10 protein-coding genes are annotated in these 15,335 nt (G+C 73.3%); 1 reads left to right on the forward strand and 9 read right to left on the reverse strand.

Annotated elements, in window-relative coordinates:
- Positions 1 to 102: 102 nt before the first annotated feature.
- Complete coding sequence (locus tag ADY01_RS21015) at positions 103 to 375, forward strand: hypothetical protein (protein WP_049575852.1); 273 nt, start codon at positions 103 to 105, stop codon at positions 373 to 375.
- A 42-nt stretch (positions 376 to 417) separates the two neighbouring features.
- Here the strand turns inward: ADY01_RS21015 and ADY01_RS21020 are convergent, their stop codons facing one another.
- From ADY01_RS21020 to ADY01_RS21060, 9 genes are all read right to left on the reverse strand, one after another.
- Entirely contained in the window at positions 418 to 1,776 is a 1,359-nt protein-coding gene (locus tag ADY01_RS21020; protein WP_049575855.1) for a Gfo/Idh/MocA family protein, read from the reverse strand.
- Positions 1,773 to 2,630, reverse strand: a complete 858-nt coding sequence (locus ADY01_RS21025) for a FadR/GntR family transcriptional regulator (protein ID WP_049575858.1) — start codon at positions 2,628 to 2,630, stop codon at positions 1,773 to 1,775. The genes ADY01_RS21020 and ADY01_RS21025 overlap by 4 nt, the downstream gene beginning before the upstream one ends.
- Positions 2,627 to 4,261: an alpha-amylase family glycosyl hydrolase gene (locus ADY01_RS21030; protein ID WP_053171044.1), complete on the reverse strand. Its 1,635-nt coding sequence runs from the start codon at positions 4,259 to 4,261 to the stop codon at positions 2,627 to 2,629. Before ADY01_RS21030 ends, ADY01_RS21025 begins: the two co-directional genes overlap by 4 nt.
- A complete protein-coding gene (locus tag ADY01_RS21035; RefSeq protein WP_049575861.1) occupies positions 4,258 to 5,151 on the reverse strand; it encodes a carbohydrate ABC transporter permease in 894 nt (297 codons plus the stop codon). Before ADY01_RS21035 ends, ADY01_RS21030 begins: the two co-directional genes overlap by 4 nt.
- A complete protein-coding gene (locus ADY01_RS21040; RefSeq protein WP_049575864.1) occupies positions 5,148 to 6,086 on the reverse strand; it encodes a carbohydrate ABC transporter permease in 939 nt (312 codons plus the stop codon). Before ADY01_RS21040 ends, ADY01_RS21035 begins: the two co-directional genes overlap by 4 nt.
- Positions 6,083 to 7,501 carry an ABC transporter substrate-binding protein gene (locus ADY01_RS21045; RefSeq protein ID WP_049575867.1) on the reverse strand — a complete coding sequence of 473 codons (1,419 nt, stop codon included), beginning with the start codon at positions 7,499 to 7,501 and terminating at the stop codon, positions 6,083 to 6,085. Before ADY01_RS21045 ends, ADY01_RS21040 begins: the two co-directional genes overlap by 4 nt.
- 91 nt (positions 7,502 to 7,592) lie before the next feature.
- Positions 7,593 to 8,963, reverse strand: coding sequence for a hypothetical protein (locus ADY01_RS21050; RefSeq protein ID WP_049575869.1), 1,371 nt, complete (start codon positions 8,961 to 8,963; stop codon positions 7,593 to 7,595).
- 157 nt (positions 8,964 to 9,120) lie between these two features.
- The gene (nhaA, locus tag ADY01_RS21055; protein ID WP_049575872.1) at positions 9,121 to 11,007 is read right to left on the reverse strand and encodes a Na+/H+ antiporter NhaA; all 1,887 of its coding nucleotides are present in this window, start codon (positions 11,005 to 11,007) and stop codon (positions 9,121 to 9,123) included.
- 91 nt (positions 11,008 to 11,098) lie between these two features.
- Entirely contained in the window at positions 11,099 to 15,115 is a 4,017-nt protein-coding gene (locus tag ADY01_RS21060; protein WP_049575875.1) for a discoidin domain-containing protein, read from the reverse strand.
- Positions 15,116 to 15,335 lie beyond the last annotated feature (220 nt).

Consider the following 15,335-nt stretch of genomic DNA (forward strand, 5'->3'; position numbering starts at 1 on the left):
GCGTGACCACCGCCGCGCGAGGAGAGTGGCGCCCGGAGCCCTGATCCCGCGTGACCCAGCCCCAGGACCCCAACGCCCCCAGGACCCCAAGGACGTGAACGCATGTACTCACAGGACGCGATGTTCACCCGCCGCAACGGATCGGCGGAGCCGACGGAGGAGATGAGCGCCGGGCTGGCGTGTGTCGTCTGCGGCGCCGACTACCGCGCCGCCACCGCCGTGGAAGCCGTCGTGGTCTCCCACCGCGGCGACCACCAGTTGCTCGCCTGCCGGGGTGTGTGCGCGCGCATGACGAGCGGGGCGGTCGGCGGCCTGGACGAGGCGCCCCTGCCCCTGGCCGAGCGCGAGCGCCGGTTCCAGGCCCCGCGCACCTGACCGCCGCCGTCCCCGACCGCCGCCGGCTCGGGTCCCCCCGGGTCAGGGCCTGACGTCGGCGAGGGTGACGACGGAGCCGCCCCTGCGGGAGCGTTCCGCGGCGAACGCCATCCAGTGGCTGTCCAGCGAGGCGGCCAGCGTGGTCGTCACCCGCGCCTCGAAGTCGCCACCGGCGACGGCGCGGACGAACCGTTCCACCAGGGCGTCGTCGCCGCCCCCGTGCCCGCGGTGGTCCCCCGACTCGGAGGCGGGCGGCAGCGCGTGCCACTCGTCCACCCGGTGGCCGAGTGGTCCCGCGGTGCCCGAGGTCACCTCGTACCCCACCGGCGGCGGCCCGGTCTCGGCGGGCGAGAACCGCTGGAGCCGCAGCTCACCCGTCTCCATCCGGCCCGACAACTCGCCGCGGGTACCGGTGATCTGGATGGTCCTGGTGTTGGCGCCGGTGAAGGCGGAGGTGGTCAGCGTCGCGGTGAGGCCGCCGGGGAACGCGAAGACCGTCTGCTGGTGGTCCACCACGTCGTTGTCCGACCGGTACACGCAGCGCCCGTAGGGCCCCTCGGCCAGGGCGGCGAGCCTGCCCTCCCTGCTGACGTCGGGGCCGAGCAGCGCCACCGGCCAGCCGTCCACGTCCGCCAGCGCGTCCGCGTAGTAACGCGGCGCGTGGAACGGGCAGGTGCCGGCCGCCGGGCACCCGTGCACGCAGTGGGTGGGGGCGCCCTCGGGGGCGTTCTCGGGCCGGAAGTGGGCCAGCCCTCCGACGCTGGTGACCGTGAGCGGCGCGCTGCCCGCCAGCCAGCGGATGATGTCCAGGTCGTGGCAGGTCTTGGCGAGGACCATCGGGCTGGACTCGGCCGTGTTCCGCCAGTTCCCGCGCACATACGAGTGCGCGAAGTGCCAGAAGCCGATGTTCTCCTCCATGCGGAGGGTCACCGGCTCGCCGATCAGCCCGTCGCCGAGGACGCCGTGGACGCTGCGCCAGAACGGCGTCTCGCGCAGCACGTGCGCCACCGCGACCCGGGGCGCCAGCCCGCGCAGCCGCGTCTCCAGGTCGCGCAGCGCCCCCTCGTCCGTGGCCATCGGCTTCTCCAGCAGGATCGCGAGGCCGCGCTCGGCCGCCGCCACCGCGGGCTCCACGTGCACGCGGTCCGGCAGCGCGATCACCACCGCGTCCAGGCCGAGCCGTTCGCTGTCGTCGAGCAGCGCGGGCCACGCCGCGTACCGGGCCCCGGCCGGGACGCCGGCCCGGTCGGCGAACGTCTCGCGCCGGTGCTCCAGGGGCTCGGCCACGGCCACCACGGTGGCCAGGTCCCGGTGGCGCAGGAACCACTGGCCGTAGGACTCGACGCCCCGGCCGCCGAGTCCGAGGATCGCCACCTTCACCGGTCGGCCGTTGGCGCTCATATGCCGTACTCCGTTCGTCGAGTTCCGTCCTGTGACCGTTCCTGACCGTCGAGCTCCGAGAAGGCGCGGCGGACCACGTCGTCCAGCGTCCAGAAGCCGCCGGAGATGCGCCGCAGGTTCTCCGCCGCCACCTCGTCCACCGGCCGGTCGAAGGCGCCGTCGAAGAACTCCCTGGTCGAGTCCAGATGCGCCACGCTCAGCCGCCGCGCCGCCTCGGCGTCGCGCGCCGCGACCGCGTCGAGGATCTGGTCGTGCCGCGCGCCGCTCGCCGCCGGTCTGCGTTCCCGGCGCAGCGTCATGAACAGCACGTAGGGCGCGATGGCCCGGTGCATGGCGCCGAGCACCGGGTTGGCCGCGGCCACGCACAGCAGCGAGTGGAACCGCAGGTCGCTGATGGCCTGTTCGAGCAGGTCGTCACCCTCGTCGATCGCCGCCGCCAGGGCCGCGAGCCGGTCGAGCACCGGCTCTCCGCCGCGATCCGCGGCGAGCCCCGCGACCTCGGTCTCCAGCAGCACCCGCGCCCCGAACACGTCGCGGACCGTCGCGCCGTTCGTGCTGAGCAGCTGGCTGAGCGCGCCCGCGAGGACGCTGCCGTCCGGCCGCCGCACGAACGCGCCCCTGGCGGGCGAGATCTCGATGAGCCCCTGGCTCGCGATCGACTGGAGCACCTCGCGCACCACGGCGCGCGAGACGGCGTACTCGTTCGCCAGCGCGCGCTCCCCGGGGAGGCGGTGGCCGGGCCGCCAGTCGCGGGCGCGGATGCGCTCCTCGATGTCGTGCTTGAGCTCGGCCCCCGCGTCGAAGGCCCCGTAAGGGCGCGGGCGGCGCCCCTCGTTCGGTCCGGCACCGCTCACCCTGGTCCCTCCCCGCCCTCCGGCCGTCCGGCCAGGCGCCACCACGCCGTCTCGGCCGCGCGCAGCGCCCGGTCGCCGCCCGGCCGTCCCGACCTCCACAGCATCTCAGCGTCCGCCCCGGCGAGCCCCGGCGGCGGCAGTTCGGACAGCGGCAGTTCGGACAGCGGCACGTCCGCCTCGCCCAGGTTGGCCACCGCGAGCAGCGGCCCGCGGCGCACCACCAGCAGATCGCCGTGGCGCTCGGTGACCACCGCGCGCGGCAGCGCCCCGCGCAGCGCGCGGAGCGCGGCGATCAGCGCGCGCCACCTGGCCAGGTGGCTGCCGGGGTCGGCTGCCTGCTCCGCGACGGAGCCCGCCGCGGGCAGCGGCCCGTGCGGCAGCCAGGGCGCCGCGGCGAACCCGCGGTCGCCCGCGACGGTCCACGGCATGGGCGCCCGCGCCCGGTCGCGCGACGCCTCCGGCTCCCCGGCGCGCACCGCCAGCGGGTCGCGCGCCTCGCCGGCCGCGACGCGCAGGTCCTCGGCGCCGATCTCCTCGCCCTGGTACAGCAGATAGGGCCCGGGGACCGCCATGACCACCGCGGCCACCGCCAGCGCCCGGTCCGCGTCCCCGAGGCGGGTGGCGGGCCGCGACCTGTCGTGGTTGGACAGGAACCACGCCACGGCGCCGGGGCCCGGGGCGTGCGCCACCGCGTCCAGCGCCTCGTGCAGCTCGCGCGCGTCGAAGCGCGCCGCCTGCGCGCCGAACCACATCGCCGCGTCGAGCCCGTCGCGTTCCACGTAACGGGCCACGCGCCCCGGGTCGTCGAGCACCGTCTCGCCCAGCAGGAACGGCCGTTCGCCCCCGGTGGTGTTCGGCAGCGCGGCGCGCAGCGCGCGGAAGACGTCCACCACGCCGTCCTGGTCGATGTCGAAGACCCGGGCGAGGCCGTGCGCCTGCCGCGCCCGGCCCACCCGCGCCTCGCGCGCGGCCGGACCGGCGGCGGGCGGGTTGTCCGGGAAGTCGGGGTGCTTGAGCAGGTTGTGCGCGACGTCGATCCGGAAGCCGTCCACGCCGCGGGCGAGCCAGAACCCCAGGATCCGTTCCCACTCGGCGCGCACCGCCCCGGAGCGCCAGTTGAGATCCGGCTGCTCGGGGAGGTAGGCGTGCATCCAGTACTGGCCCGAGGCGGGGTCCCGGGTCCAGGCGGGGCCGCCGAAGTTGGAGATCCAGTTGTTCGGCGGCCCGCCGTCGGGGGCCGGGTCGCGCCAGATGTAGTAGTCGCGGTACCGGCGCCCGCCCCTGCCCTCGGCGAGCGCGGCCATGAACCACGGGTGCGCGTCGGAGGTGTGGTTGGGCACGATGTCCACCAGCACCCTCAGGCCGAGCGCGTGCGCCCGTTCCACCAGCGCGTCGAACGCCGCCAGGTCGCCGAAGAGCGGGTCGACGGCCGTGAAGTCGCTGACGTCGTACCCGTGGTCCCGCCCCGGGGAGGGGAAGAACGGCGTGATCCACAGGGCGTCCACCCCCAGGTCCGCCAGGTGCGGCAGCCGCGCCGTGACCCCCGCCAGGTCACCGACCCCGTCGCCGTCGGAGTCGGCGAAGCTGCGGACGTACACCTCGTAGACGACCGCGTCGGCCCACCAGGTCATCCCTTCTCCGCCCCGGCGGTCAGCCCGGAGAGCAGCGAGCGCTGCGTGAGCACGAAGACGACGACGACCGGCAGGGTCAGCGCGATCGAGCCCGCCATCAGGACGGTCGGCGGCACGGCGAAGTCGGAGAGCTGGGCGATGCCGAGCGAGGCGGTCCACCGGTCGCGCTTGTCCACCAGGAAGAGCAGCGCGTACAGGTACTCGTTCCAGGCGATCATGAAGACATACAGGCCGGTGGAGATGATGCCGGGCAGCGCCATCGGCAGCACGATCCGCCAGATCACCTGCATCCGGGTGCAGCCGTCCGTCATGGCCGCCTCCTCGACGCCGGCGGGGACCGCGAGGAAGTAGTTGCGCAGCATGAACAGCGACACGGGCACCGTCTGCGCCAGATAGATGATGACCAGCCCGATCAGCTCCCCGCGCAGCCCGATCCGCGAGAACATCACGAACAGCGGGACGGCCAGCACGATGCCGGGGAAGAGGTAGACCATCAGGAACAGCGCGTTGACCGAGTCCCGTCCGAAGAACCGCAGCCGCACCGCCGCGTAGGCGCCCAGCACGCTGCACACGGTGGCCAGGGCCACGGTCCCCAGCGCGACCACCGCCGAGTTGCCCATGAAACGGGCCAGGCCGTGGCCGCCGTCCTCCTCGGGGCGCAGCGCGGTGGTGTAGGAGCTGAAGTCCATCTCCGAGGGCGCGGGAAAGATGTCGAGGGGGTTGTTGATGACCTCGGTCAGCGGGCGCAGCGAGAGCAGGATGCCGTAGACCAGCGGCCCCGCGCAGGCGAGGACGGTCACGGCTATGGTGGCCCACTTGAGCACGCCGAGGACCCGCCGCTCCACGCGGTGGCGGGTGGAGCCCCTGGGGTGCGTGCGGACGGCGCTCATCGCGAGACCTCCTTGCGGGACATGCGGACGTAGATCACCAGCAGCACGGCCAGGGCCGCCATCATCACCAGGCCGAGCGCCGACGCGGTGCCGATGTCGCCCTGGGTGGTGAGCTCCTCGTAGACCCGCACGGCGAGCACCTGGGTGCCGCCCGCGCCCCCGGTGAGCAGGTAGATCTCGTTGAAGCTCTGGAACGACCAGATGAAGCGGAGCACCGCCAGCAGGGCCAGGACGCCCGCGAGCTGGGGGAGCAGGACATGCCGGAAGCTCTGGGTGGGGGCGGCGCCGTCGATGAGCGCGGCCTCCTCCAGGTCGCCGGGCACGGCCTGGAGGCGCGCGGTGATGAAGAGATAGGCCAGCGGCGCGGTCTTCCATATCTCGAAGAGCACGACCACCAGCAGCGTGACGGGCACCGGAAGCCCGGCGACGTCCATCGAGGTGGTGGAGAGGAACGAGACGGGCTCGGTCCAGCCGAGGAACCGCTCCCCGAAGGCGTTGACGAAGCCGTACTGGGAGTTGAGCAGCTGCTCCCAGATCATGACGGCGGCGACCACGGGCAGCACGTAGGGGATCAGCACCAGACCGCGGACGAGCCCCCGGCCGCGGAACGGCTTGCGCAGCGCCAGCGCGATGGCCAGGCCCGCCGCCACCGAGCCGACGGTGGTGGCCACGGCGAACAGCGCGGTGGTCCGCACGGCGGCCCAGAAGCCGCTGCTGGACAGCACCTCGCGGAAGTTGTCCAGCGTCCACCGCGTCTCGCCGTCGCCGAGCGGCCCTATGTCGATGAGGCGCACGTCCTGGAACGCGTACAGCACGCTCATGACGAAGGGGACGAGGACGACGAAGACGACCACCAGCAGGGTCGGGCTCACCAGCGCCCTGCCGGTCAGGTCCTCGCGTTTGGCGAGGGTGATGCGTCCTGGCAGCCTGCTCACTGGTTCTCCCGCTGGATGGTCCGCAGTTCGGCGGCCACGCGGTCCGCGTAGTCACCTGGATCGCCGCCGCCCACCAGCCGGTTGACGTCGGTGACCAGCGTGTTCTGGGTGTAGGCGGCCCCCGCCGTCGCCCAGTTCTCGGTGCCGAAGCCCCACCGGCTGAAGGCGTTGGCGGCCTCGTACACCTCCTCGATGACCTCCGGCGCGAACGCCTCGTCGAACGGCCGCCGGTTCTCCGGGTCGGCGCCAAGCGGCAGCGAGCGCCACTCCTCGATGAAGCGCCCCGGCTCACCCGGTGGCCCGGACCGCACCGGGACGCGGCCCTCGGGGGTCATGGCCAGGGTGTCGGCATAGCCCTCGTTCATGACGTAGTCGACATAGCGCAGGGCGGCCTCCCGGTCGGCGCCCTGGAGCACCGCGTGGTTCATCGTGAGGCCGAAGCCGGTGGGGGTGTCGTTGTTCTCGCCGGTCATCGCGCCGACGACGCCGGTGTTCGCGGCCAGGAAGCCGGGGTCTTCCGCGCACTGGTCGCAGCTCACCGGGAAGGCGGGGTCCAGGTTCGCGATCTCGTCCAGCAGGTGCGGCGACCACAGGACCATCGCCGCGTCCCCGGCCAGGTACGAGGCGCGGGTGGACTCGATGTTCTGGTCGCCGGCCACGGAGGCCCCGGTGAGCGCCTGGTACTCGCCGAAGGTGTGCTCGCAGGCGGCCGAGTCGAGCGCGACCTCCTCCCCCTCGAACATCGCGCAGCCGTCGGCCAGCGCCAGGTGTTCCAGGTTCTCGCCGGCCGAGGCGTTGGCGGGCTGGGTGCCCAGCACGATCCCGGCCATCCCGAGGTCCGAGCCGTCGATGGTCTCGGCCGCCTCCACCATGTCCCGCACGCTGGTGGGCGGCGACAGGCCGAGCGCGTCGAACACGTCGGTGCGGTAGAACAGCATCTCGCCCCAGCCGTCCGACGGCACGGCGGCGGGTTCGCCGTCGATGGAGACCAGGTCGAGGGCCCGCTCGCTCAGGGTGTCCTCGCCCAGGGCGTTCAGCGCCTCCCGCGCGGCGCCGGTGTCCACCAGGCCCTGCGCGGTCCAGCGGGCCACCTGGTCGGGGCCCACCAGGGCCACGTCGGGCAGGTCCCCGGAGGCGGCGCCCGCGACGATGGCCTGGTTCATGTCGGCGGCGGCCATGCCCACGACGTTCACGTGGATGCCGGTCTCCTCCTCGAAGTCGGCGGCTATCGCCTCCTGGGCCGCGATGCGCGGGGGCGTGCTGTGCGGGGTCCACACGGTGACCTCGCCGTCCCTGCCGTCCCCGGACGGACTGAAGAGGGAGCAGCCGCCGAGCGCGCCGGCGCACAGCGCCGCGGTGAGCAGGGCCGCCGTGCGCCGGCGCGCCGTTCGTGCCTTGCTGGTGGCCCGTCGCATCGGGCGACCTCCTCGGGTACGGGTACGGGTACGGAAACGGATAGCGGTACGGATATGCGGGGGGAACGGATGCGGCCGGGTGCCGCGTGCGTCAGGAGAAGGGGGCGAGCGCGGGTTCGTAGCCGCGAAGGACGGGCATCGGCCGCCCGTCGAGGAGGGCCAGGGCGATCAGGGCCGCCGAGGCCACGGTCGAGATGGGCGCCACCGCGGCGGGCGCTCCCGCGGCGGTGACCTTCTCCGGCAGGCTTCCGAGCGCCGTGCGGTGGGCGTCCATCCAGTCCAGCAGCGCGCGGGCGGTGGCGCGTTCACTCAGGGCCGCGGCGGTGATCGCGTACAGCGAGACCTGCGGGTTCCAGGCGGTGTGCGGGTCGGGCCAGCCCGCGCCGGGGCGCAGCCCGCCGTTGGCCACGCGCATCTCAGCGCGCGAACGGTTCCACGCGGCGCGCGCGCCGGGTACGAGGTCGGCGCCCGGGTCGGCGGATGAGGCGATGAAGGGGGGCAGCAGGAACGCCACGGACGCGTCGCGCCCGCCGCCCGAGGGGAAGTGCTCGTAGCCGGAGGGCCGATACGTCCGCACCACCGCGGCCAGCAGCGCGTCGGCGTGCCCGCGGGCGCGGTCGGCCAGGGCGGATTCGCCCAGCTGATCCGCGAGTTCGGCGCCGGCGCGCAGCCCGAACGCCAGCGGCCCCGCGACGCCGAGCGAGGGCTCGGCCTGGTCCATCTCCCAGAAGTCCTGGCTGGTGCGGGGCAGGGAGGTCGCCGCGTCCAGGACGTCGCCGCCCGCCGCCACGGCCGCCAGGACGGCGGGCCGCAGCTCGGCGAGCGCCGCCTCCCGCGTCGCGTCCGGGCTCAGCCGGGCGGCCAGCCACGTCGCCCACAGCGTGTAGCCGATGCCGTCGTCCTGCCGCCCGCGGTCGTCGGGCACCTCGCCCGAGCCGTCCGGGAGATAGCGCGCCTCCCACTGGCCGTCCGGCTCCTGGACGCCGTAGATGAAACGGAGCGCCGCCCACGCGTCCTCGTACTGGCCCAGCAGGGCGAACGCCGCCACCACCAGCGCGTTGTCCCGGGCCCACACGAACGCCCAGTACGGGCTGGCCGCGCCGAGCACGGCCCCGTTCGGCAGCGCCAGAGCGTACAGGTCGAGCAGCGCGGTGGTGGCCAGGTCGGCGTACCGGCCGCCGTCGTCGGGTATCGCGATCCCGGCCAGCCGCCGCCGGAAGGCACGCACCTCGGCCTCGTCCGCCTCGTGGGCCCCCGGGAGTCCGCCGCCGGCCGGGTCGAGGAACGGGGTCCCCTCGATCCGCCGGTGACCGCCGCCCGCCGGCGCGAGCACCGGGCGCTCGGTGCCGCGGAAGGCGCCCTCCGAGTACAGCCGGGTCTCCGGCTCCCAGGCGCCCCCGGTCGAGGCGTCCGGGTTGACCATCACCCGCCGGGCACCCTCGCGTCCCGTCCGCCCGCCCATGGCTCCGCACCGCCTTCCACGCCCACTGGTCTGACCGGTCTGATCGGTCTGATCGGTCTGATCGGTCTGATCGGTCTGATCGGTCTGATCGGTCCTGCCGGCGCACGCTAGCACGAGGGGCCGGTCGAGTGAATGGCTCGGGCACGCGGGGGACAGGTCAGCGGGCGATCCTGGCGCGTTCCTTCGCGGCCTTGACGGCGGCGGTCAGGTGGTCGATGTCATAGGCGCCCTGGTGGCGGCGGCCGTTGATGAAGAACGTCGGGGTGCCCGCGACGCCGCTGAGGTCGGCGGAGTCGACGTCCTCGGCGACCCGGGGGGCGCCCTTGCGCTTCTGGAGGTGCTGGCGGAACCGCTCCACGTCCAGGCCGAGCTCCTCGGCGTACCGCAGGAAGTCCGGCATCCGCAGGTCGCCCTGGTGATCGAGGAGCAGGTCGTGCATCTCCCAGAACGCGCCCTGGTCGGCCGCCGCCTCCGCCGCCTCGGCGGCGAGCTGGGCGTCGGGGTGCACGTCGGTGAGCGGCAGGTGCCGCCACACGTACCGCAGGTCGCCGACCTCGGCGAGCAGCTGCCGCACCACCGGTTCGGCCTGGCCGCAGTACGGGCACTCGAAGTCGCCGTACTCCACCATCGTCACCAGCGACTCGGCCGGGCCGCGCACATGGTCGCGGTCCGCGTCCACCGGCTTCGCGAGGTCCACGATGCTCTCGGCCATCCCCAGCAGCGCCCGCACCCGCGTGTCCCGCGGCAGGAGCCGCAGGAGGCGGGTGACGGCGAAGGCCAGGGCGGCGGAGGCGGCCACCGTGGAGATGATGCCGATCTTGGCCTCCTCCAGCTGTTCGCCGTTCAGGGCCTTGGTCGCGATCAGCAGGGACACGGTGAAGCCGACTCCGGCCATCGAGCCCGCGCCCAGGACCGAGCCCCAGCCGACGGGCGCGCGCAGCCGCCCCCGGCTCAGCGCGGTGGTCAGCCAGGAGGCGCCGAGGATGCCGATCGGCTTGCCCAGCAGGTAGCCGAGCAGGATGCCGAGGGTGACCGGCGAGGTGAACGCGTTCGCCAGCTGGTGGCCGCTGAGCTCGACGCCCGCGTTGGCCAGGGCGAACAGCGGCACGATGACATAGCTGGACCACGGGTGGAACGCGCGCTGGAGCCGGTCGTTGGGGGAGAGGGCGGCGGCGAGGCCGCTGCGGACCGAGCGCTCGAACTCGGGCGTCGGCTGCTCGCGGAACAGCCGGAACAGGTCGCTGGCCCGTTCCAGGTCGCCGCGTGCCGCCGGGTAGGCGTAGGTGAGCAGGCCCATCGCCAGCCCCACCACGATGGGGTCGATGCCCGATTCGAGGAACGCCACCCACAGGGCGACCCCCAGCACCCCGTAGACGCCGACCCGGGCGAGCCCCGCGGCCCGCGCGCCCAGCAGGAGGGCGAAGAGGCCGAGCCCGGCCCCCAGCGCCACCAGGTCGACGCTCTCGCTGTAGACGAGGGCGATGACGCCGAGCGCGACGAAGTCGTCCACGACCGTCACCGTCAGGAGGAACATCCGCAGGCTTCCGGGATAGCGGGAGCCGAGCAGGGCCAGCACGCCCAGGGCGAACGCGGTGTCCGTGGACATGGCGGCGCCCCAGCCGCCGGCCGCGTCGCCGCCCGCGTTGAGGGCGGCGTAGATCGCGACGGGGACCAGCATGCCGCTGAGCCCGGCGGCCAGCAGCGGCACCACCCGGCGGCGTTCGCGCAGGTCGCCGAGGTCCCACTCGCGGCGGGTCTCCAGGCCGACGACGAAGAAGAACAGCGTCATCAGCCCGCTGTTCACCCACTCGCGCACGGTGAGCGACACGCCGCGCGAGCCGGCCTCGACCGACACGTGCGTCCCCCAGAAGGACGCGAACGACGAGGGGCCCACGTTGATCCAGACCATCGAGGCGAGCACGGCGGCGAGCAGCACCACCGCGCCGCCCGTCTCCGTCCTCAGGAAGAGCCGGAGCGGGCTTAGCGCGTCCTGGTCCAATGTCGTCTGCCCGGAGTAGGGGCGAGATGTCCCCGATGCGGTCACCCGCCCAATTCTGCCCCCGGGCGCGGGGGGGGGGGGCCAGGTCGCCCCGGCGGCCCCGCCGTTTTCCGTGGGAGGCGGCGGCCTCCCCGCCCTACTCGTTCAGGTGGATGTCGAAGGTGGAGGTGGTGTTGCGGACGTCCTCGGCGTTGCCGGTAAGGGTCAGGCCGTGGAACGTGACCTCGCCGACCGCGGGACCCTGGCCCGGCTCGGGCAGCTCGTTCGCCCACAGGGCCATGCCGGACTTGCCGTCGTACCGGTCACCGCTGCGCCTGGCGCCCGAGATGGTCACGTCGGTGAGGACCGTGTCCGTGATCGGGTGCTCAGGCTGGCCCCCGACGTAGTTGGTCTGGAACATGATCCCCACATAGGTGGGGTCGATGATGTCGACGTCGCTGACCCGGATGCCCTGGAAGACCTCGGAGGCGGAGAACATCCAGATGCCGGGGAAGACCTGGTCGCCCCAGAAGTGGCCACCCGCCCGTTCGATGGTGATGTTCTCGAAGCGGGTGGGGATCTCCCCGAAGCCGTTCATCGGATAGCCGAAGTCGAGCGAGCTGATCGTGATGCCCGAGTAGACCAGCGTGTCGGCGATGCGGATGTTGCGGAAGACGTTGTCGTAGCCGCCGTAGGCCGCCAGGCCGGCGGCGCGCCAGGTCAGCAGCGAGGTGAGGTTCTCGTAGACGTTGCCGGTCTCGTCCGCGCCCCCGGCGTCGATCGCGGAGAAGAGGGCGAAGCTGTCGTCGCCCGTGGCCCGTGTCTCGTTGTTGGTCACGTGGTTGTGCGTGGAGCCGTTGGTCATGTTGAGGCCGTCGGCGAACGTGTTCCTGATGCGGGAGTTGCTGATGGTGGTCCTGTCGGTGTTGGCGCCCCAGTAGAGGCACACCATGTGCTCGGCCCAGATGTTGTCGATCGTCATGTCGGTGACGTTGGAGAAGTCGAAGACCTTGCCCGGCCCGTCGATCCGCGAGGTGTAGTTGCCGAAGTAGGCGAAGTTCGCGAACGTCGAGCCGCTCGCCGCCTGTTCGGCACGGAAGCCGACGTCCGTGTTGGTCTGGCCCTCCGGGGCGTGGAAGCGGGTGTACCAGGAGCCCGCGCCCACGACCTCGACGGGCTTGCCGTACACCTGGAACTTGCTGGACGTCTGGTAGTCGCCGGGCGGCAGGTAGACGCCGACGAGCGTGCCGGTGGTGTCCATCCGCACCCGGTCGAGGGCCGCCTGCACGTCCTGCTGCCCGAGGCCGGCCGGCACGGTGTAGCGCGCCGGGTCCGGGTTGGCCACCGGCGCGACCTGCTCGGTGTTGATGAAGTCGATCGTGTACCGGCTCCCGTTGGCCGCGTCCTTCTGGAGCCTGATCGTGCTGCCCGCCGGCACCGTCTCGCCGAGCATCAGGTGCGCCTCGTCGTAGATGTGGCGCGGCCCGCCCGCGGACGGCGCGTTCCCGGGGGCCGCCTCGGCGCCGTACAGCCACGCGTAGCGCGAGGTGAGGTCGAGGGCGCTGTGGAACGCGCCGTTCACGTAGACGTTGATCGTGCTGTCGATGCCGCCGCCGCCCGGGGCGTCCGGGATGGAGAAGCGGGTCACCAGGGTGTTGGTGGAGCCCCTGGTGGTGAACTCGACGAACTCGCCGTTCTGGTCGAGGGTCACCGCGCGGCGGCCCGACGCCTCGCCCGCGAGGTGGCCCACGTCCCGGTTGGGCCCGACGACGTCGGCGCCGCCGCCGCGCCTGGCGTCCTCCGCCTCGTACGCCGTGTACGGCATGTGCGCGCCGCGCCCGACGGAGAAGGCCCGGGTGGTGGTGTTGTTCTCGCGCTTGACCGGGATCTCGTTGGCGTCGGCGCCGACGGTGGCCTCCAGCGTGAAGCTGCCGTCGGCGGCCGTCCAGGTGCCGAGCTCCACGGCGGTGGTCGCGTCGCCGGCCTCCAGCACGCCGGTGAAGGCGCCGTCCAGCGTGGTGATCGTGGAGCCGTCGGTGTCCTTCACCGCCAGCGTGACGGGGTGGGCGCCGCCGGCCGAGTCCAGGGTGCCGCGGTTCTCCAGGGTGGCGAAGAACGTGACCTGGTCGCCCGAGGCGGGGGTGGAGGGGTCCGAGTCCACCGCCGAGACGACGAGGTCGGAGCTGGGCACCGGCTCGACCACCAGCGGTTCGGGGTGCTCGTAGGTGTTGTTGGTCTCGTCCTGCTCGACCACGGCGTCCTCGGCGTCGACCTCGGCGGCGAGGGTGTGCTCGCCCTCGGTCAGCGCGCCGATGTCCGCGGAGACCGTGGCGGTCTCGCCCGGGTCGAGGGCGGGGAGCGAGGCGGTGCCCTGCTCCTCGTCGTCCACCAGGAGCGTCACCTCGGTCGCCGCGGAGGCCAGCGGCCCGCTGTTGCGCACGCCGGCCGAGAGGGTCACGTCCTCCGACTCCAGCGGGACCTCGGGGTCGGCCGACATGGTGGTGACCTCCAGGTCGGGGGCGGGCGCGGGCTCGCCCATCACCTGGAACTCGGCGACCTGACCGGCCGGGGCCCCGGTGTTGGAGGTGAAGACGAGCCGCACGTCGTCGGCCCGCCCGTCGGTGGGAATGGTGACCGTGTTCCCCGTGGACGGTGAGAACGCGTAGTCCGCCGCGGGCGTCAGCGTGGTGAACGCCGTGGTGCCCTGGGCGCGGCCCTGCACCTCGATGCGCTGGGTGCGGTTGCCCCACGCGCCCGCCGGGTCCAGCTTGACCACGATCGAGGAGAGGTCGGCGTCGGAGCCGAGCTCCACGGTGAGGTGCCCGGGGTAGACGCCCGAGGCGCCCTCCCAGTAGGTCGCGGTGTTCCCGTCGTTGGCGTTGGCCGCGACGAAGGTGTGGACATGGCCCGAGGCGCTGATGGGCTTGCCCTCGGCGAGCTCCACCACCTGGGCGGGGTCGCCCGCGCGGCGGGTGACGGACTGGCTGTCGGGCGACTGGTTGCCCGCCGCGTCCCGGGCGCGGAGGTGGTAGGTGACGGTGACGTCGGTGGGCTGGGTGTCGGTGTAGGTGGTGACGTCGCCGGGGACGCTGGTGCGCAGCGTGTTGCCGGCGTAGATGTCGTAGCCCGCCACTCCGGTGTCATCCGAGGACGCGGACCAGTCGAGCCGGATCGTGCCGGGCTCCGGCTCGGTCAGCCTCAGGTTCGCCGGGGCCGTGGGCGCCTGTGTGTCGCCGTCCTGGGGACCGTAGATCTCCAGCTCGGAGACCTGCCCGGCGTGCTGCACGGTGTTGCCGGAGAACAGCACCCTGATGTACCGGGTGACGGTGGAGTCGAAGCTGAGCGTCACGGAGTTGCCGCCGGACGCCGCGTCGAAGAGGTGGTCCTCGTCGGGCGCCAGGTCGGTGTACTCCGCGCCGTCGGTGCTGCCCTGGAGCGCGAACGTCTGGGTGCGCGGCTCCCAGCCCGTGGGCAGGCGCAGCACGACCCGGTCGACCGCGACGGAGGCCCCGAGGTCGGCCCTGATCCACTGCGGCAGGTCGCCGTTCCGGCTCTCCCAGTAGCTGGCCCTGTCGCCGTCGCCCGCGTTGCCCGCGACCCGGTTGTCGGTGCTGCTGCTGGCTGTGAACGTCGCCTCGCGGGCCAGGTCCTCCCGTGACTCCTCGGCGGTGTACACCTCCAGTTCGGAGAGCTGGGCGGCTTCCCAGCCGCTGTTGGCGGTGATCTCCACCCGCACGTGGCGGGCCTGCACCCCGTGCATCGGGACGGTCACCGTGTTGTCCGAGCCGGGGTCGAACGCGAGGGTGGCGGGCGCCGCGAGGGTGGTGAAGCTCTCCCCGTTCATGCTGCCCTGCACGGACAGCGTCTGCTGCCTGCGCTCCCACCCGGCGGGGAGCTTGAGCACGGTCTCGTCGAGGCGGACGGTGTCGCCGAGGTCCACCTGCACCCACTGCGGGAACGCGCCGCCCGCGCCCTCCCAGTAGGTGTCCTGGTCCCCGTCGGTCACACGGTCAGCGGCGTGCGGGCCGTTGGCCCCGCTCGCCGCGGCGGGGGCGCCGGCGGCGAGGTTGCCGCCCTCCGCCGCGGAGGCGGTGGCGCTCAGCCCGCCGAGCAGCATCAGCAGGGCGGTCAGAACGGCGGCCGGCGCGCGCGTCCTGAAGCGTTGGCGAGTCATCTGTCCCCAATCTCCAGCCCTCACGCGGGGCGTGAGGGCTCAGGGCTCCGAGGGAGGGATCTCTGGTGGTGTGCGTGACGTGCACATGATTTTGCGAGATTGCGTCAGAGAGTTGCAGTCATCTGCCGACCTGTCCACCGGTCGCGCACCGCCTCTTCGTCCGTGCCCGACGCGGCCCCCCACCGCCCACGCAACGGCCCCGAGTCCATGAGCTGCGGCT

It is taken from the genome of Streptomyces sp. SBT349 (genome assembly GCF_001083795.1).
GTDB lineage: Bacteria > Actinomycetota > Actinomycetes > Streptomycetales > Streptomycetaceae > Streptomyces.